Here is an 18552-nt window from a genome sequence, read left to right as displayed (position 1 = left end):
TGTTGTTGAAGGTTACGGGGTCTCCGGGCTTTCGCCGCTGTTCTGATCGTGACGCGCGTGTTGGGCGGTCTCGGGCATTAGGGTTGCAAAGATCAGGGCGCCCAGCAGTGAAACGCCTGCCAGGAAGTAAAAGGCGGTATCGTAACCGCTTAGCTGTACAATTTCTTCAGCGATCAGGTTGCTTGCTGATGCACCGACACCGACCAACGCCGCCAACGCACCCTGCGCCACGTTAAAGCGCCCGGTTCCTTTGGTCACATCCGACACGATCAGCAGAAACAGCACTGCAAAGATACCGTTTGCTACCCCGTCCAGAGATTGGATTGCCACCAGCGCCACTGAGTTATCTGTCAACGTATAGAGCACAGCGCGGATTGGCAGGATCGAAAACGCGAGCAGGAACAGGGGTTTGCGCCCCCAGCTATCAGCAGTGCGACCGCACAGGACCGCCATCCCGATCATGATGAACTGGGCAGAGATAATACAGGCCGACGTAAATGCGATCCCTGATTTGGTGTCGCCGCCGCTGGCCACCTTTTGACTGACCAGGGGCAGCATGCTGGCATTTGCGCAATGAAACAGGACAATGGATGCGCCAAAAATGATCAGTCGTTTGTCGCTGAGGATCGTGGCAAATCCGCTGGGCTTTTCCTGACCGGTACTGTCCTCAGCCACGCCACCGCGCGCTGCTTCGTGATCGATCTGCGATGGCTTGATCAAAAGTGTGCAGCCGATCATGCCGACGCACATAACCGAGATCAGTACGAACACCCCGTCAACGAAACCTGCCAATGCGAGACCGGCGGCAATTCCCGCTGCGGCGACATTGCCGGCGTGGTTCCACGCCTGATTGGCACTGGTTTGCCGCGTAAAAGCCTCCCGGCCAACCACACCCAGTGTAATCGCGGCAATCAACGGCCCGAGGAAGGCCAACGCCACACCCATCGTGGTCTGGGCACCGTAGATGGCATATTTCTGGTCAGAGATGACAAGAGTTAGCGCGGCCACTCCGACCGCCGTAACACATGCGATCATCAAGCCACGTTTCGCATCGGTCCAGTCGATCAGCGCCCCGGCCGGGGTCTGTGCCAGAACGGTTACGATGGACCCAAGTGCAAGTGCAAAGCCGATGCTTTGCGGCGACCAGTGCAACTGCGCCAGCAGATAAATTGCCAGATACGGCCCAAACCCTGCGGTGACGTCGCCTGCAAAGAAGTTTACACCCAGCAGGGGCCGGTTTAGTGCCTTGGTTCCTTGCTTTGCCGTGTTGCCGTCTATCAAAAACTCTCGCGCAAAACGAACGCCTCCTGCCCGGTGCGTCAGCCAACCGCACAAGATACTTTGCGCGTGTCAGCGTGTGTCCATACTGTGGCTTACTTTCGGAAACCAAACAACCCAGGCGGGATTTGGGTGGCTTGCGCTTATCGAGAAGAGGTTGAATACGCCCGTCTGATGATCCTGCTGTGATCTTGATCGCCAGACATAACAAAGTGGGTTAGGGCTTTGCTTTTGCTCGACACTGTTCGCTAACACAATCTACGCCTCCGGGTTCCGGCGGCATGATGCCATAAACTTTCTGATATTCGGATAATTCTAGACAAACCGGATACTTAGGGTATCGTGACCTCAAAGATTTCCTGTTCTGATTGAATTGGGCCGGACGGGCGGCTCGGAATTCCAGAGAACGGTACGGTGTTTCTGGTGTTCTGCCTGCCCACAAGTTCGGCGCGTTCCGAGCCTGAATGTGGGAGGTGGGCAATGATTGATTGGTTTGTGAATATTCTGCGAACCTATCCTGAACTGGCGGTGTTTCTGGCTATCGGTATTGGGTTTCTGGTGGGGCCATGGAAGTTCATGGGATTCAGCCTGGGGTCGGTCACCGGTACGCTGCTGGCGGCGGTAGTGATAGGCCAGGCACATATTGATATCGATTCAGCCGTCAAATCGACCTTTTTTATCATGTTCATCTTTGCCGTCGGTTATGGCGTTGGTCCGCAATTCATGCGCGGCCTCAAGGTTGATGGCGCGCGAGAGGTATTCTTTGCGCTCAGTGTTCTGGCCTTGTGTCTGATCGTCCCGCTCATATCCGCCAAGATTGCCGGGTTGGAACTCGGTTATGCTGCGGGTTTCTATGCCGGATCTCAGACTATCTCTGCTGCCATTGGTGTGGCGACTGATCAGATCAATCAGCTGGGGCTACCTGCGGATGAAGCGCAGAAATATGCGAACCAAATTCCTGTCGCGTATGCGGTGACCTATATATACGGAACAATCGGTTCCGCGATTATCCTTGCCAAAATCGGGCCGCGGCTGATCGGGGTCGATCTGGTGGCAGCCTGTAAAGAATATGAGGCCAAGCTGGGCGGTGCTTCCGCTGTCGAGACTGGCGACGGCATCGTCTCAGCCTATCGCGCGATCGAAGCGCGCGCTTTTGAAATTCCGGACGGCAGCGATCTGCTTGGAAAGCCGGTCAAGGACCTGCTGCCGGGTGTTCGGATATACGCCGAACGTCTGCGCCGCGATGGCAAGATTATCGAGGTTGACGCCGACACAGTATTGCAAGCCGGTGATGTCGTGATGTTTTCTGGCCGTCGCGGTGATCTGGTTGGGTTGCTGGAAACGAGCCTGAAAGAGGCGGATGCACCCGAATTGCTGAGCATTCCGTCGGAAAAACTGGATGTCCTGATTACAAACAAGGACCTGCACGGTAAAACGCTAGAAGAGTTGGGCAAGCTGCCGGTCGCGCGCGGGGTCTATGTCTCAAAACTGTCGCGCAACATGCTGGAATTACCTCTCTTGCCCGGCACCGAGGTGCACCGCGGCGATATCCTGACGATCCTTGGCAGCAAGCGACATGTCGAAGCGGCGATTGCCGAGATCGGCTATGCGGATCGTCCTGTCGACACGACTGATCTGGCCTTTGTCGGATGGGGTATTTTCATCGGTGGGTTGATTGGCACGCTGGCGATCATGATGGGTGGTTTCCCCATCAGCCTGTCGACGACCGGGGGCGCGCTTTTGGCGGGTCTGGTGCTGGGCTGGCTGCGCACGGTGCATCCGACCTTTGGCCGTATTCCTGCGCCTTCCCTGTGGTTGATGAACACCCTCGGGCTGAACGTATTCATTGCTGTTGTCGGTATATCGGCAGGGCCGGGGTTCGTGGCCGGTTTGCAGCAGGCGGGCATCGCTTTGCTGCTCTGGGGGATCGTGGCGACTTCGCTGCCAATGATCTTTTCGGTTTATGTCGGGCATTACGTGTTCAAGTTTCACCCGGCCATTCTGTTTGGTGCCTGTGCAGGTGCAAGGACGACAACAGCCGCGCTGGGTATGATTCAGGAGGCCGCGCAGAGCCGCATTCCTGCCCTTGGTTACGGAATGCCCTATGCCATCGGCAACACGCTGCTGACCATCTTTGGTATGGTCGTTGTTTTGATATTGAGCTGATTTGGAGAGGTTTGACCAATGGACAGATTAAAGCTGCACGACTACGAAGCGCTTAGCCCGTTTCAGATCAAAGATGAACTGATCCAGCTGGCTTCGGCCGAAGCGAGAAAGTCCAACAGCGCTTTCCTGAACGCAGGTCGCGGGAACCCGAATTGGGTGGCGACTCGCCCGCGCGAGGCCTTTTTTGCGCTGGGGCAATTCGCAGTTACTGAATCCAAACGTGTCATGAACCATCCTGCCGGAATTGGCGGTATGCCAGCAATGGCCGGTTGTCACGATCGGCTGCAGAAATGGGCCAGCGCCAATGCAGATATGCCGGGCACTGACACATTGATTGAAGTGGTCGCCCATGCGATCTCGGCCTTTGATTTTGATCCCGATGAGTTCGTGCACGAGCTGACGGATTCGATCATCGGCGACAACTATCCCGTGCCGGACCGTATTCTGAAGCACAACGCCGTCATTGCACATGAATACCTGATGTGGGCCATGTGTTCGGGGCGCCGACCAGACATGCAGTTCGATCTGTTTGCGGTCGAAGGCGGCACAGCCGCTATGTGCTATATCTTCAAGACGCTAAAAGCCAACCGGTTGTTGAACCCCGGAGATACCATTGCGCTTTGCACGCCGATCTTCACGCCCTATCTCGAAATGCCCGAGCTTGAGGATTACAGCCTTGAGTCCGTACATGTCGAAACGGATGAGGAAGATGGTTTTCAGCTGACTGATGCGGCGGTTGAAAAGCTCAAGGATCCCAAGGTCAAAGCGTTCTTTCTGGTCAATCCCGGCAATCCGTCCTCGGTCGCATTGAATAAACCTTCGCTGGAAAAGCTTGCCGATCTTGTCGAAAATCACCGGCCTGATCTGATCGTGCTGACAGATGATGTGTACGGCACCTTCGTGCATGATTTTACATCCGTCATGGGGTATGTGCCCCGCAACACCATCGGAGTGTATTCCTATTCCAAGTACTTTGGCTGCACCGGTTGGCGGCTTGGGGTCATCGCCGTCGCACAAGATAACATCTTTGACCTCAAGCTGGCTGATCACCCCGAGGATATCAAACAGAAGCTGGATAAGCGCTATGGCACACTCAGTCTGACACCGCGCGACATTAGGTTCATCGACAGGTTGGTTGCCGACAGCCGGGATGTCGCCTTGAACCATACTGCGGGTCTGTCCCTGCCGCAGCAGATGATGATGACGCTGTTCTCGCTGTGCGAGTTGGTGGATACCAAGAAAGCCTATCAGACTGCCTGTATGGAACTGGTACATCGCCGGTTCAAAATGCTGACCGAGGCGATGGGGATCGAGGTGGATGCAGGCGAAAACTACGACGCCTATTACGGCATTATCGATTTCGAGTTCTGGTTGCGCAAATATGTTGGTGAGGATGTCGTCGACTGGATCAAGCAGAACGTTCATCCGCTGGATATCGCGTTCAAGCTGGCCGAAGACTATGGCATCGTTCTGTTGAACGGCAGCGGCTTTGACGCGCCTGGCTGGTCTGCGCGGGTGTCGTTCGCCAATCTTCCGGACGAGGCCTATTCCCAGATCGGGCGCGCGGTCCGTTCGGTCGCACGGGGATATGTAGAAGCTTATCGCGCTTCGCAGGGTAAACCTCTGCACGGCTAACTGGCCCTCGATAAGTCACAGGCAGAACCCTGCCTGTGACATCGAAGTTGTTGCGTTTTTCGACTTTATTGATAAACCCGAGTGAATCTGAATCATCGGGAAAAATTATCTATAAAATGTCGGCTACATCGAACACCTGGACGCGCGAAACTGCGCAGGCAATTCACGACCTGCCGCTGATGGATCTTCTTTACCGGGCTCAAACCGTTCATCGCGAGAACTTTGATCCCAACAAGGTACAGATGTCCCGATTGCTCTCAATCAAGACAGGGGGTTGCGCTGAGGATTGTGCTTATTGTTCGCAATCTGCCCGCAACGGCTCCAAGCTCAGCGCGTCAAAGCTGATCGAGGTTGAACGTGTTCTGAGCGAGGCGCGCAAAGCCGCCGCTTCGGGGTCGACCCGGTTCTGTATGGGTGCTGCCTGGCGCGAGCCCAAGGCCCGCGACATGGATGCGCTGGTTGCCATGATCGAAGGCGTCAAGGCGATGGGCATGGAAACCTGCATGACGCTGGGGATGCTGGATGACAATCAGGTGGTTCAGTTGCGGGATGCCGGGCTCGACTACTACAACCACAATATCGATACTTCGGAACGGTATTACCCCGAGGTGATCACAACCCGTACTTTCGCCGACCGGATCGATACGCTGAACCGCGTTCGCGAGGCGGGCATGAAGGTCTGTTCCGGCGGTATTCTGGGCATGGGTGAAAACGGCGAAGACCGGATCGACATGTTGGTGACCCTGGCCAATCTGCCCGAAGCGCCAGATTCGGTTCCGATCAACATGCTGATGCCACAGGCAGACACCCCTCTGGCTGATGCCAAGCCTATTGAGCCCATTGAGTTCGTTCGCATCATCGCGTTGGCCCGGATCATGATGCCAAAGTCCCATGTACGTCTGTCCGCTGGCCGCAGCGACATGAGCGACGAGATGCAGGCGATGTGTTTCTTTGCCGGCGCAAACTCGATCTTTGCAGGCGATACGCTGCTGACAGCTGAGAACCCCGAAGAAAGCAGCGATGCGCTGCTGTTCGCCAAATTGGGTATTCAGCCTATGGAACCTGAATCCGAAGCGTGCCTGAAGGCTGCCGAATGACAGCCACTGCAAGGCTGGACCGGGCGTTGGATGTGCTGAAAACACGCCATCGCCTGCGTCAGCTTGCACCCCGTCAGGGGCTGGATTTCGCGTCAAACGACTATCTTGGCCTCGCCGGTTCGGATCTGATGCGTCAAGCCGCGCAGGACGCGCTAGCTAGGAAGGTTCCATTGGGTTCGGGTGGCTCGCGACTATTGCGTGGCAACCATCCCGAGCATGAGCGGTTGGAGGCCGAAGCAGCGGCGTTCTTTGGTGCCGAAGCAGCCCTGTTCATGGGCGGTGGCTTTCAGGCCAACCAAGCGATCTTCTCAACACTTCCCGCTGCGGGCGATTTGATCCTGCATGATGAGCTGGTCCATGCCAGTGCGCATGAAGGGATGCGATTGGGGCGAGCGCAAACTCTCGCTTTTCCACATAACGACGTTAGCGCAGCGCGTCAGGTTCTGGCGGACTGGCGGGCCAGTAATGACGGTCAGGTCTGGATTGCTGTGGAAAGCGTGTATTCCATGGAAGGTGACCTTGCACCTCTGGCTGAACTGGCGGCTTTTGCCCGCTCCGAAAACGCTGTGCTGGTCGTGGACGAGGCCCACGCAACAGGTGTTTTTGGGCCTCAGGGGCAAGGGTTGGCCCATGGGTTGGATGCCGAGGTTCTGACCTTGCATACATGCGGAAAAGGATTGGGTGTCAGCGGTGGTTTGATCTGTGGTCCAAAGCCCATGATTGATACCCTGATCAACCGGGCGCGTCCGTTCATATTCGCCACTGCCCCGTCCCCGTTTGATGCGGCCCTGGTTCGCGCTGCGATCAAAGCACTGCATGAAAGTCATGCGCTGACAATTCACGCCCGGGATCTGATGGCCCATGCGCATTCCGAGGCGCAGCGCCTATGTGGACTGGGCGGTTTTCAAAGCCAGATTATGCCCGTGATCGTTGGTGCCGATGAACCAACCATGAGGCGTGCCGAACAATTGCAGGAGCTTGGTTTTGACGTAAGAGGCATCCGCCCGCCAACCGTCCCGCGAGGCACATCGCGCCTGCGCGTGTCGATCACGGGCAATGTTACAAACGACGCCATTACGGCCCTGTTTCAGGCCATCGCCAACCAGCAAACGGATACCCAATGACCGCGTTGATCGTGACCGGAACCGATACCGGAATAGGCAAGACAATCTTCTCAGCCGGGCTGACCGCAGCTCTGGGTGCGCAGTATTGGAAACCGGTTCAATCCGGTCTGGAGGACGCAACCGACAGCCAGATCGTGGCAGAGCTGTCCGGTCAGCCGGTGCTGCCGGAAACCTACCTGTTGGATATGCCAGCATCGCCCCATCTTTCGGCCGAGGATATGGGTGTCGAGATCGATCTGGATCGACTGACATTGCCTGAGGTTGATGGCCCTTTGGTGGTCGAAGGGGCAGGGGGGATCATGGTGCCGCTCACCCGACAGGCCTATTACCTCGACCTTTTTGCCAGATGGAAGGCTCCGGTGATCCTTGTGGCGCGCACCGCGCTGGGGACAATCAACCACACGACCCTGTCATTGATGGCATTGCGCAATGCCGGTTGTCCGGTGGTTGGTGTTGCCTTTGTCGGCGCGGCTGAGCCTGATGTTGAAGAGACCATCATCCAGATGTCCGATGTTCCGCATCTGGGGCGCTTGGACATGATCGACAATCTGAACAGCGCAACCCTCACACAGGCGTTTCAGGCCATCGACATGGATAAAATCCGGAGTGCCCTGTGACACCGCTGGAGTTTGACGCAAGCCATTTGTGGCATCCCTACACGAACGTGGCCGATCCCGGCCCGATGCATCTGATCGATCGGACCGAAGGTGTTTACCTGTTCCGCGAAGATGGTACGAAAATGATCGATGCCATGTCGTCTTGGTGGTGCACGATCCACGGTCATCGTCATCCGGCGATCGTGTCAGCGATGCAGCAGCAGCTGGAGCAGATGCCCCATGTCATGTTCGGCGGGCTGACCCACAATCCTGCGATCGAGCTTGGGCAAAAGATGGTGTCGATGCTGCCCGAAGGTCTGGACCGGATTTTCTACTGCGACAGTGGTTCGGTCTCGGTCGAAGTCGCGATGAAGATGGCCGTGCAATACCAAATGGCTCATGGGCGGGCCGGTAAAGTCGAATTTGCCACCATTCGGGGCGGCTATCATGGCGACACGTGGAAGGCGATGAGCGTTTGCGACCCGGTCAACGGGATGCATGGCCTGTTTCGGGGCGCCTTGTCGATCCAGCACTTCCTGCCGCGTCCTCTGGTTCGGCTGGGTGATGACTGGATTGATGATGGTGTTCAGAACGGGTTGGCCGCGCTTGAGCAGTTATTGAAGGAAAAGGGCGATCAGATCGCGGCACTTATCCTTGAGCCCATCGTGCAGGGCGCCGGTGGTATGTATTTCTATCGCCCCGATTGGCTGCGTGGGGCGAAATCACTGTGCGACGCGCATGATGTTCTGATTATCTTCGATGAGATCGCCACTGGCTTTGGTCGAACCGGGCGCCTGTTCGCCATTGATTATGCGGGGATCACGCCGGATATCATCTGTTTGGGTAAGGCGCTGACTGGCGGCCACATCTCCTTTGCCGCGACGGTCACAAGCAGGAAAGTAGCCTACGGCATTGGCGACAGCGAGGCAGGTGTGTTCATGCACGGCCCGACCTATATGGCGAACCCGCTGGCTTGTGCGGCGGGCATCGCAAGCCTTGGCCTACTGGAAGATGGCGATTGGCAAGCACGCGTTGCTGAGATCGAGGCCCAGATGACCACTGAGCTTGCGCCAGCCCGGGATTTGCCCGGTGTTGCAGATGTTCGGGTGCTCGGCGCGATTGGCGTGATTGAAATGAAAGACACCGTTGATCCCGGCATCGCCCATCAGCGTGCACCTGAAACCGGTGTCTGGCTTCGACCCTTTGCGCACAACATCTATTGCATGCCGCCTTACATTATCTCTCCGGATGACGTGAGCCGTGTCACGGCAGCGATGGTCGCACTCGCAAGGGGGGATGGATGAGACGGCATTGGCTGGCGCGCGAAGGCGGGTCTGAACTGGCCCTTGTTTTTGGCGGGTGGGCCCTTGGGCCTGCGCCGTTCGCCTTGCTCAGCGGGTCAGGGGATGTGCTGGTCGTAGATGATTTTCGCGACCTTGCGGATGAGTTGTCTGAAACCAGTAGCTACGATCAGGTGCGACTGTTGGCTTATTCTTTTGGTGTTGCATCCGCTGCGCATTGGCTGACGTCTGTGCTCCTGAAACCTTCGCAGCTGGTGGCGGTGAACGGGACACTGTTTCCGGCTGATGTCGAACGGGGCATTCCCCCTGAAACTGTTGAGGCCACGGCTGACGGATTGACTGACGCCAGCTTTGCCCGGTTTTGCCGGCGTGCCGGTTTGAATGGTACGCCCCCGGCATTGGATATCGCTGCCGCTCAGGATGAACTTAGGGCGATCGCCCAACGTGGTACGGCACCTGACACACAATTCGACCGTATCTGGATCGCCAAACGGGACAGGATTATCCCCACTAAATCGCAGGAAACGGCGTGGCACGCGCAGGCAGAACGGGTTCGGTTGATTGATGCCCCTCATCAGCCGTTTCTTGCTGGCCAAAGCTGGAAGGAGTGGTTCGCATGAACGTCATGACGTCCGCGCGTGTACAGCGCAGCTTTAGCCGCAGTTTCCAGAGCTATCATGATTCAGCAGGTCAGCAGGCCCGGATCGCGCAGCAACTGGCGCAACGCCTGTCCGATCTGGGTGCACCCAATTCATACAGTTCTGTTTTCGAGATCGGGTGCGGGACCGGGCATCTGACCGAAGCGCTGCATCAGCATTTCAGTCTGGAAAACGTCATCCTGAACGACCTGATGCCCGAAGCCATCGAAACAGCCCATCTATGGGGTGCTGAGTATAGATCCGGGGACATTCGCAATGTAGCCTGGCCGGTGCAGCAGGATTTGATTGTATCGACATCGACGATTCAATGGCTGGATATACCGCAGGATGTAGTGGCCGACGCAGCTCGGTCTCTCGCCCCTGGGGGTTGGTTGGCGATTTCAGGATTTGGGCAGGATCAGTATGCTGAGCTTGTGCATCTTGGCTCGGGCTCGAGGGCGCCGGGTCTGTGTGGACCCGATGTTCTGGCTCAGGCTTTGAAGGCTGCCGGAGACGAGATGGAAATCGTGGACCTTTGGCAGGAACGTCGCAAGTTGTGGTTCGACACCCCTCAGCATGTACTCCGCCATTTGCGGAAAACGGGTGTGAATGGCCGCGCGGCCCAAGTTTGGACGCGTTCCACGCTGGCCGCGTTCTGTGAGGACTACAATCGAGCGTTCGCCACGCCGCAGGGCGTATCGCTGACCTATCACCCGGTCTGGGTGATCGCGCGCAAAAGACCCTAGGGGCCAACAGGTCGCATCCGTTCCCTCTACACCTGCATCAGATCTGATGTTACGCATATGTCCCGGGGAGAAACGATTTGGACATAAGCGAACAGCGTATAAAGGCGATGACGACCGCCGGTTTGAACCTGATCGGTCAGGCGCTGTCGATCTATGACAGTCAGTTGCGGCTGGTTGTCAGTAACCTTCGCTTTCAGGAAATGTTCGATCTGCCCGACAAGCTCGTGCAGCCCGGGGCGTCGTTTCACGACACGATTCACTTTCTGGCCAGTCGCGGAGAATACGGTGACGATCAGAATGTCGATGAGATGGTCGATGTCCGTGTCGAACAGGCGTTGGCGTTCGAGCCGCATTATATGGAACGCGTCCGTCCGAACGGGCAGGTTATTTCGATCGAAGGTGCGCCATTGCCCGCTGGTGGATGGGTTGCGGTTTACACTGATATTACTGGTACAAAACGGGCTGAAGAACTGCTGCGCGCCCGGTCCGAAGAACTGTCCGGTCAGCTTTTGAGCCATGCAGAAGAGTTGTCGGCAACAAACCGGAAACTGGCCGCCACAATCACGGCGCTGGAAGAAGCCAAGCGGCAGCTGACCGAGATCGAAGCGCGGACGCGCATGACGACCGAGATGATGCCGGCACATATTGCCCATCTGGATGCCAGTGGTCGCTATGATTATTCCAATCGCCGCCTGAGTTCCGTGATGCCGGGCCGACCGTCCGAGATTCTGGGTCTGCATATTTCCGAAGCTCTTGGTGCCGCGGCCTTCGACAGGGTGGAGCCGCATCTGGAACGGGCCTATTCCGGCCAGCCTTCGGTTTTCGAGTTCACCGAGGATCAGGATTCTCGCCGTATCCGGGTCTCGTTCACTCCCGATGAGCAGGGTGGTGTATATGTGATGTCGGTCGATATTACCGAAGAGACGCAAGCCCGCGTCGCATTGCAGCAGACACGCAGGCGCGCCATGGCCGCCCAGATGACCAGCGGGCTGGCTCATGACTTTTCGAATCTTTTGACCATCATTCTTGGGATGCAGGCCAAGCTGGACCGGATGAACCTGCCCGATGATGCGGCCGAGCTCGTTTCGGCCACCCAACAAACCGCTCGGCGCGGGGGGCAACTGTTGAACCGGATCGCTGATATGACGGGCAACAGAACGCCCCATCCACAGGCAACGGACATGAAGGCGCTGTTGGAGGATTTGCGGATTCTGGCAACCCCCTCTCTGCCGCGCGGTGTGGGGCTTTCGGTGGTAAACACACTTCCGGATGGGGCATTGATGCTGGATCCGGGGATGGTGCAGGATGCGTTGTTGAATCTGGTACTCAACGCTCGCGACGCCTGCGGGCCATCCGGTCAGATCACCATCAGCGCCCACGCAATTGGCAACATCTGGATCGAAATCACCGTCTCAGACACCGGCCCGGGATTTTCGTCCGAGGCATTGAAGAAAGCGCTGAACCCATTCTTCACAACCAAGGGCAGTGATGGCTCAGGGCTGGGACTGCCGATGGTCTATGATACTGTCAAGCTGGCAGGCGGAGATCTGAACTTGCGCAATACTCCGTCGGGTGCGTCCGTGGTGTTGCGCTTGCCCTATCGACCGGCACCTCCGGTACGCGAAGGATTGGTGTTGCTGGTTGAGGATAACGATGAACTGCGCAGCCAGTTCCGCGATATGCTTATCGAACTGAGCTGCTCGGTGATCGAGGCAACTTCGGTCGATGAGGCACTGGCCCTGACCAAGGATATCGGTGATATCGGGCTTGTGCTGTCGGACATCCGCCTGGAGGGTGCGGGGACGGGTATCGATCTTGTCGAGAAACTGAACCATTCCGTACCCTGTATCCTGATGACCTCGCTGCCCCATGACGACCCGTTGTATCGGCGCGCGCTTGGCCTTGCGCCGGTGCTGCAAAAGCCGTTTACCGGTACGCAATTGTCTGCCCTGATCCGAACCGAGGCTGCCTGATGACCCAACCGCTGGTGACCATCCTTGACGATGAGCCTGAAATACGCCGGATTCTGACTGATGCACTGGAAGAGGCCGGCTTTCGTACACAGAGCTTTGCCCGCGCGCGAGAATTCGAAGCCTCACTCAAGCGCGTGACACCCGATGTCTGTCTGGTTGACCTGTCTTTGCCGGATACGGATGGTTTGGCACTGGTTCACCGTCTGGCGTTGGAGCAAGGGGCGGCGGTGATCATCATTTCGGGGCGTGCACAGGTTCAGGACCGGGTGACCGGGCTGGAGCTTGGAGCGGATGATTACATCACCAAACCCTTTGATCCGGCCGAAGTAGTGGCGCGTATCCGTGCGAGGTTACGTTCACCAAAAGCGCAGGCGCAAAGCTCGGAAACAGCAGGATTTAACGGCTGGACGGCCCATTTTGATCGCTATGTGCTGGAAGATGAGAGCGGCGCCGAAACCACGTTCAGCCACGCTGAAGGTGAGGTGTTGCGATTGTTCCTCGAAAGCCCGAAACGTCTGATCAGCCGGGCCCAGATGCAGGAAATGCTGGGCGGTGCCGCAGGGGAAAGCTTTGATCGGGCAATGGATGTACGTATTTCCCGATTGCGGACCAAGCTGGGTGAAGATCCCAAAAACCCTCAGTTAATCAAGACGATATATGGGGCTGGTTACATATTTTTGGGAGAAGTTGTGTGGCGCTAGAAGCGACGGATTACTTAACTGCTGAGGGCCAGAGCGTGTGTTAATGGTCATGTATCCTCCTATTCTTTGCAGGCCCTCTGGAATCTTGCGCTCGTCCCGCATAACTAGGCGCAACCCGTCTTTTGCGTTGAGTCCAATTCGTTGTGGAACTTTCGGCGTGTGACAGACATGGCCGTGACAGGTTAATAATGATGAGATTTTGGAGAACGGAATGATCAGGAAAGCCTGGACGAAATGGCGATCCGGCTATATCGGCCGTTTGGTAGGTGACAGTATCCGTGGTCAAGGGTGGCTGTACGGTATCGCGATGGTTGCGATGGCCGTTGTTGCTGGTACAACTGCGGGCACCGCCTGGATGATGGAAAACATCGTCGATGCCATGACCAACCCAGATATGCGGTCTCAGGTACACCTGATCGCGTTGGGTGTGGTTGCGCTGTTTTTCACCAAAGCGGTCGCTTCATACATACAGTCTGTTTTTCTGGCGCGTGCGGGTAACCGTATCATCGCGGTGCAGCAAGAGAACGTGTATCGAAAGCTGCTTCGGCGCGGTGTTGACTTCTATTCCAAGGTTGAGTCCTCGGAACTCCTGATGCGCGTGACCTATGGAGCACAGGCCGCGCGGCAGTTGGTTGACGTGATCGTGACCAGTTTCGTACGCGACGCCCTTACCCTGGTGGGTCTCGTTTTCGTCATGGTCTATCAGCAACCCGTTCTCTCGGTGCTGTTCTTCGTCGTTGGCCCGATTGCGTTGCTGAGCGTGCGTTACTTGCTGAAAAGCGTACGAAAAATCATGCAGTCCAACCTCAAGTCACTGGCTGAGATCATCCGTGTGCTTCAGGAAACTTCGGGTGGGATCAAGGTCATCAAAGTGTTCGCGCTGGAAGGTCACATGACCGAGCGCATGGATGAGGCGATCCTTGCGGTAGAAAAGCGTTCCAACGACATTGCCAAGTTGCAGTCTGTTGCCAGCCCCCTGATGGAGTTTCTGGCCGGACTTGCCGTGGCCGGGGTTCTTGTGGTCAGTACGATGGGAATCGCGGGGTCGGAACCACCGACAGCAGGTCAGCTGATGTCATTCATCACAGCGCTTTTGATGGCCTACGAACCGGCAAAGCGTCTGTCACGCATGCGTGTTGTCATCGAAACCGCGCTGGTGCCGATTGGGATGATGTTCGAACTTTTGGACGAAGAAGATCCGATGCGTGAAAGCACGGAGCCAAAACAGCTGCGCTCGGGCCCGGGTGAAATCCGGATGCACAACGTGACATTTGGTTATCAGGGATCGTTGCCCGTCATCAAAGATATGAATTTGACCTTCGAGGCAGGTAAAACCACTGCTCTTGTGGGGCAATCAGGTGGCGGCAAATCCACGATCTTTGGGTTGATCATGCGGTTTTATGATCCTGACGAGGGGTCTGTTGAAATTGATGGTCAGGATTTGCTTGATGTGAGCTTTGCATCGCTGCGGCGGAAAATATCCTATGTGGGTCAGGATACTTTCCTGTTTTCGACCAACGTGATGGAAAACCTGCGTTTTGCGCGCCCTGATGCGACAGACGAAGAGGTGAAGGCCGCGGCGCGCGCGGCGCATGCGCATGATTTCATCAGTGAATTGCCGGAAGGTTACGACACAGAGGTTGGAGAGAATGGCGCATTCCTGTCCGGCGGTCAGAAGCAACGTCTGGCGATTGCGCGCGCTATTCTGCGGAATGCAGAAATTCTGCTGCTTGATGAGGCGACAAGCGCGTTGGATGCCGAATCCGAGTCTCTGGTCAAAGAGGCTCTGGATAAGCTGACAGAAAATGTCACCACGATCGTGATTGCGCACCGTCTGTCAACGATCCTGGAAGCGGACCGAATTATGGTTGTGCAGGATGGTGAAGTTATCGAACAGGGCAACCTTGAGGAGCTGATGGAAGAGAATGGCAGTTTCCGAAGCCTGTTCGATCAGCAATTCAAGACACCTGCTGCCTGACCGGAATTAGGCGGTTTCTGGGATCAATTCATCCTGCAGCGGCAGCATCAAAGCTGCCGCTTCTACATGTCTGATGACAGTCATTCTCTATTAGATGTGTCGGTCTCACGCTTGCGCTGGCGCAGATAGTACCAAGACCCGGTTCGGCACTGCGTTGGTCTACTCAGTTACAAATCCGTAAAACCCTTCAGATGTTCTGTAGAAAATATTCTCCCACTGAGTATCGGGAACGAGGGCAGTGTATCTTGATATGAGTTCTGCATAGGTCGAGGACAGGCTGTCGACCGGAAAGTTTGAGCCGAACATGCAGCGCTCAGGATCGAACTGGGACAGGCAGGTTTCAACAATTACTCTGACATTGTCCGCTGACCAGTCGTGATCAAACATACCAAGCCCGGAAAGTTTGCAAAAAACCTGAGGCATCGAAGACAGGTTTTGCAGCGCTATGGCCCACGTATCCAGGCCATCTTCCGATCGATCATGCGGGGAGCCGGTGTGGCATAAAGCGATTTTTGTTCGGGGCGCGCGCTCCAATACCCGGGCAGTCTGTTCCATCAGTTCCGGCAATAGCTGCAGATCGAATGAAAGGCCCCGCTCACCCAACTCTCTGAGACCGGCCAGAAACTTTGGGTTTTCCAGCAGATCATTCGTACCTGATTTCGCGTCCTCACCTGGCGACCGACCGATGATCTGCCGTACGCCGCGTACCGATGAAAGCGATTGCAGGCGGTCCAGCTGGTCAGGCAGATCATCCGAGGTCAAGTCGCAATAAGCGACCTGCGCCAGAGGCCAATCCGGGTACTGATCGGCCACAGATTGGACCCACTTGGCCTCGGCCCATGGGTCCGCAGCGCCAACCTGAATGTGAACTGATGCCTTGAAACCGTATGCTTCGGCATCCTTTCGGAACTCGGGAAGAAGATAGTCTCGCTGGATCGGAGTTGGGTCCCCAAAAAACCGGGGTGTGCCAGTTTCCATCAACCACGGATAGTGGACTGCGTTCAGGTCCCACAGATGATGATGCGCATCGATCCTCATGGCGTTTCAATCCCGGTAGTCCGTTCAAGGATATCGACACCCTGCTGTTTCCAGAAATGCAGCAGATCTATAAAGATCCAGTTTTCGGCCAACTTGTCACCGCCCCTGCGATAGATATCAATCACGCGAAACTCGCCCGCCTTTCCGGTCGCGGGCATGCCCATGAAGCCGCCAGTTGGTGCTGCAGTGAAATTCGGCCAGCCAAAAAAACCGCCATAATGCCCTTCGGCCATACGGCAGATGTGATTGGTTTTTGACCTATCCTTAAAAGCCGCACGGAAGGGGCCTGAATGTTGCTTGGCATAACGCTCGATCGTGTAGGTCGCGCCGATGCCTTCGGGGCCCCACCAGATCATGTCGTCATGCCATGTGCGAGCCAACTCATCTGTCAGCGAAAGCCCGCTGTCCCATTGCCCAAGGTCTGCAATCATGGCGTTGATCGCGGCGAGGGTGCGCTGACCTTCTTCCTTAGGCGCATCCCTTTCCAAGATCCCATCATGAGTCAGCGGTCCCGGCTGAACAAGATGAGCTGCTGTTTGCGGGGGGAAAGGATTCTGACCCGCCTGCACCATGAGATGGGGAATGTCGAAGAACATTGCCGTCTCGGTGATTTTTCCCTCAGACACTTTGTTGAATTCACAATAGCGTAAAAAGGCCATTTTGCCGGTGGGGCGTATGCCCAGCCAAGGCTTGTCGAACAGGCCCATCAAATGCCCCATCGAGACAACCCAGATAGCACCCTTATCATCCAGTGAGTTTTCTCCGGCAAAGAATATGTCTTGCCGTCGTTGCAAGCGTGTCAGGCTGCGTTTCAGAGGTCGCCAAAACGCGTCCACCACGTGCGCGCCGCCAGTGATTTCATTGAATGGGTGGAAGCCATGCCACCGTAAATCCTGCGCGCAGAATCGCTCAAATATTGAGGGTAAATCTGCGCTATCTGCTTTGTCTAGCTCGTCATGAAACGAAGAGACGAGTTTTTTCTCGTTTTGGAAGCTCACTGTATTACCGTTTCTTTGCAGTACGTTACGCTTGTTGTATCGGAGCAATGAATCACTGCTTTGAACCAGTTTTGCATACGTATGCAAAAAAGTCTTGCCAGAATTGATGAGTGCCGATTACAGTTTTTGCAAACGTATGCAAAACGAATCCGTAGCAGGGGGCACCATGGCGGAAATTCAACTGCGTAATGTCGGTAAGCGTTGGGGTTCCTTTGTTGGGGTCCACAACTTCGATCTGACAATCGCCGACCGCGAGTTTCTGGTGCTGCTGGGGCCGTCTGGCTGTGGCAAGACCACAACTATGCGCATGATTGCCGGGCTCGAGGATGTCACCGAAGGCGATATCCTGATCGATGGCAAAGTAGTGAACGATCTGGAACCCAAGGATCGGGACGTGGCGATGGTCTTTCAGAGCTATGCTTTGTACCCGAACATGAACGTCTACGAGAACATCCGCTTTCCCTTGAAGGTTCGCGGCATTGATCCGTCAACGCATGATGAAAAGGTTCGCCGCGCCAGCGCGATGGTCGAGCTGGATGATTTTCTGCATCGCAAGCCTGCTGAATTGTCGGGTGGTCAGCGGCAGCGTGTTGCGCTGGCACGCGCCATTGTGCGCGAGCCGAACGTGTTCCTGATGGATGAACCTCTGTCGAACCTGGATGCCAAGCTGCGGGTTTCAACCCGAGCGCAGATTAAGAACCTGAGCCATGAACTGGCAGTCACCACCATCTACGTGACCCACGACCAGATTGAGGCCATGACACTGGCTGACCGTGTCGTGGTGATGAAACAGGGCGTGGTCCAGCAGGTTGGAAGCCCGACCGAAATCTATGACCGACCCGCGAATACATTTGTAGCCAGCTTCATCGGCTCACCAGCGATGAACCTGATGGACGGCGAAGTGGCGGGTGGAGTGTTCCGTGCTGAACACGTCGAAATTCCGGTAGACGCGCCAGACGGTCCCATGACGCTGGGATTCAGGGCCGAAGACGCGAGCCTTGCTGAAGGTAATGGTCAGATCACCGCACCGATTTACACGCTGGAGCTGTTAGGCGACGCGACCATGATTTCTGTTCGTGTTGGCGGTGCTCTGGTTTCCGTAAAGGCGGACAAAACATTCCGTGCCGAGATTGGCGAAACCGTTTCGTTCTCGGTGCCAAACGAAATCTGTCATCTCTTCGAAGCTGGAAGCGGTGCGCGGATCGGGGAGCAACCCCACAAACAGCCCATTCGGGCATAACACCGGTCCGGACGTCGACGACGGACCGATCCTGACAGGGAGA

Annotated in this window: 15 protein-coding genes; 12 read left to right on the top strand and 3 right to left on the bottom strand. The window is 56.2% G+C overall.

Annotated elements, in window-relative coordinates; genetic code table 11:
- Positions 1–12: 12 nt before the first annotated feature.
- Positions 13–1281, bottom strand: coding sequence for an MFS transporter (locus GOX61_RS10155; RefSeq protein WP_217353831.1), 1269 nt, complete (start codon positions 1279–1281; stop codon positions 13–15).
- A gap of 477 nt (positions 1282–1758) precedes the next feature.
- Between GOX61_RS10155 and aspT the strand changes: the two genes are divergently transcribed.
- From aspT to GOX61_RS10100, 11 genes are all read left to right on the top strand, one after another.
- A complete protein-coding gene (gene aspT, locus GOX61_RS10150) occupies positions 1759–3444 on the top strand; it encodes an aspartate-alanine antiporter (protein ID WP_170333404.1) in 1686 nt (561 codons plus the stop codon).
- Between the two features lie 18 nt (positions 3445–3462).
- A complete protein-coding gene (locus GOX61_RS10145; protein ID WP_170333403.1) occupies positions 3463–5079 on the top strand; it encodes a bifunctional aspartate transaminase/aspartate 4-decarboxylase in 1617 nt (538 codons plus the stop codon).
- 116 nt (positions 5080–5195) lie between these two features.
- Positions 5196–6176, top strand: coding sequence for a biotin synthase BioB (gene bioB / locus GOX61_RS10140; RefSeq protein WP_155148352.1), 981 nt, complete (start codon positions 5196–5198; stop codon positions 6174–6176).
- A complete protein-coding gene (locus tag GOX61_RS10135; protein WP_170333401.1) occupies positions 6173–7300 on the top strand; it encodes an 8-amino-7-oxononanoate synthase in 1128 nt (375 codons plus the stop codon). Before bioB ends, GOX61_RS10135 begins: the two co-directional genes overlap by 4 nt.
- On the top strand, positions 7297–7917 hold the full coding sequence (gene bioD, locus GOX61_RS10130) for a dethiobiotin synthase (RefSeq protein ID WP_170333399.1): 621 nt from the start codon (positions 7297–7299) through the stop codon (positions 7915–7917). The genes GOX61_RS10135 and bioD overlap by 4 nt, the downstream gene beginning before the upstream one ends.
- A complete protein-coding gene (bioA, locus tag GOX61_RS10125; RefSeq protein WP_170333397.1) occupies positions 7914–9200 on the top strand; it encodes an adenosylmethionine--8-amino-7-oxononanoate transaminase in 1287 nt (428 codons plus the stop codon). Before bioD ends, bioA begins: the two co-directional genes overlap by 4 nt.
- Positions 9197–9817 (top strand): pimeloyl-ACP methyl esterase BioG family protein, encoded by a 621-nt coding sequence (locus tag GOX61_RS10120; protein ID WP_170333395.1) that lies wholly within the window; start codon positions 9197–9199, stop codon positions 9815–9817. The genes bioA and GOX61_RS10120 overlap by 4 nt, the downstream gene beginning before the upstream one ends.
- Positions 9814–10581 carry a methyltransferase domain-containing protein gene (locus GOX61_RS10115; RefSeq protein WP_170333393.1) on the top strand — a complete coding sequence of 256 codons (768 nt, stop codon included), beginning with the start codon at positions 9814–9816 and terminating at the stop codon, positions 10579–10581. The genes GOX61_RS10120 and GOX61_RS10115 overlap by 4 nt, the downstream gene beginning before the upstream one ends.
- Positions 10582–10658: 77 nt before the next feature.
- The gene (locus GOX61_RS10110) at positions 10659–12554 is read left to right on the top strand and encodes a PAS-domain containing protein (protein WP_170333391.1); all 1896 of its coding nucleotides are present in this window, start codon (positions 10659–10661) and stop codon (positions 12552–12554) included.
- Positions 12554–13255 (top strand): response regulator transcription factor, encoded by a 702-nt coding sequence (locus GOX61_RS10105; RefSeq protein WP_170333389.1) that lies wholly within the window; start codon positions 12554–12556, stop codon positions 13253–13255. Before GOX61_RS10110 ends, GOX61_RS10105 begins: the two co-directional genes overlap by 1 nt.
- Positions 13256–13466: 211 nt before the next feature.
- The gene (locus tag GOX61_RS10100; RefSeq protein ID WP_170333387.1) at positions 13467–15233 is read left to right on the top strand and encodes an ABC transporter ATP-binding protein; all 1767 of its coding nucleotides are present in this window, start codon (positions 13467–13469) and stop codon (positions 15231–15233) included.
- A gap of 159 nt (positions 15234–15392) precedes the next feature.
- On the opposite strand, the gene GOX61_RS10095 is transcribed toward GOX61_RS10100, so the two are convergent.
- Together GOX61_RS10095 and GOX61_RS10090 are read right to left on the bottom strand one after the other, a co-directional pair.
- Complete coding sequence (locus GOX61_RS10095; RefSeq protein WP_170333384.1) at positions 15393–16271, bottom strand: amidohydrolase family protein; 879 nt, start codon at positions 16269–16271, stop codon at positions 15393–15395.
- A complete protein-coding gene (locus tag GOX61_RS10090) occupies positions 16268–17269 on the bottom strand; it encodes an ester cyclase (RefSeq protein WP_170333382.1) in 1002 nt (333 codons plus the stop codon). The genes GOX61_RS10095 and GOX61_RS10090 overlap by 4 nt, the downstream gene beginning before the upstream one ends.
- Positions 17270–17435: 166 nt before the next feature.
- Between GOX61_RS10090 and GOX61_RS10085 the strand changes: the two genes are divergently transcribed.
- A complete protein-coding gene (locus GOX61_RS10085) occupies positions 17436–18509 on the top strand; it encodes an ABC transporter ATP-binding protein (RefSeq protein ID WP_170333380.1) in 1074 nt (357 codons plus the stop codon).
- The last annotated feature ends 43 nt before the right edge of the window (positions 18510–18552 follow it).

Source organism: Ruegeria arenilitoris (genome assembly GCF_013030265.1).
Lineage (GTDB): Bacteria > Pseudomonadota > Alphaproteobacteria > Rhodobacterales > Rhodobacteraceae > Ruegeria > Ruegeria arenilitoris_E.
The sequence above is the reverse complement of the archived record's forward strand: the minus strand, read 5'-3'. Positions and strand labels throughout refer to the sequence as shown.

Bases quoted from the DNA above. Each gene is read 5' to 3' on its own strand.
- aspT (WP_170333404.1), top strand. From the start codon at position 1,759: ATGATTGATTGGTTTGTGAATATTCTGCGAACCTATCCTGAACTGGCG.
- GOX61_RS10145 (WP_170333403.1), top strand. From the start codon at position 3,463: ATGGACAGATTAAAGCTGCACGACTACGAAGCGCTTAGCCCGTTTCAG.
- bioB (WP_155148352.1), top strand. From the start codon at position 5,196: ATGTCGGCTACATCGAACACCTGGACGCGCGAAACTGCGCAGGCAATT.
- GOX61_RS10135 (WP_170333401.1), top strand. From the start codon at position 6,173: ATGACAGCCACTGCAAGGCTGGACCGGGCGTTGGATGTGCTGAAAACA.
- bioD (WP_170333399.1), top strand. From the start codon at position 7,297: ATGACCGCGTTGATCGTGACCGGAACCGATACCGGAATAGGCAAGACA.
- GOX61_RS10120 (WP_170333395.1), top strand. From the start codon at position 9,197: ATGAGACGGCATTGGCTGGCGCGCGAAGGCGGGTCTGAACTGGCCCTT.
- GOX61_RS10115 (WP_170333393.1), top strand. From the start codon at position 9,814: ATGAACGTCATGACGTCCGCGCGTGTACAGCGCAGCTTTAGCCGCAGT.
- GOX61_RS10105 (WP_170333389.1), top strand. From the start codon at position 12,554: ATGACCCAACCGCTGGTGACCATCCTTGACGATGAGCCTGAAATACGC.
- GOX61_RS10100 (WP_170333387.1), top strand. From the start codon at position 13,467: ATGATCAGGAAAGCCTGGACGAAATGGCGATCCGGCTATATCGGCCGT.
- GOX61_RS10095 (WP_170333384.1), bottom strand. From the start codon at position 16,271: ATGAGGATCGATGCGCATCATCATCTGTGGGACCTGAACGCAGTCCAC.
- GOX61_RS10085 (WP_170333380.1), top strand. From the start codon at position 17,436: ATGGCGGAAATTCAACTGCGTAATGTCGGTAAGCGTTGGGGTTCCTTT.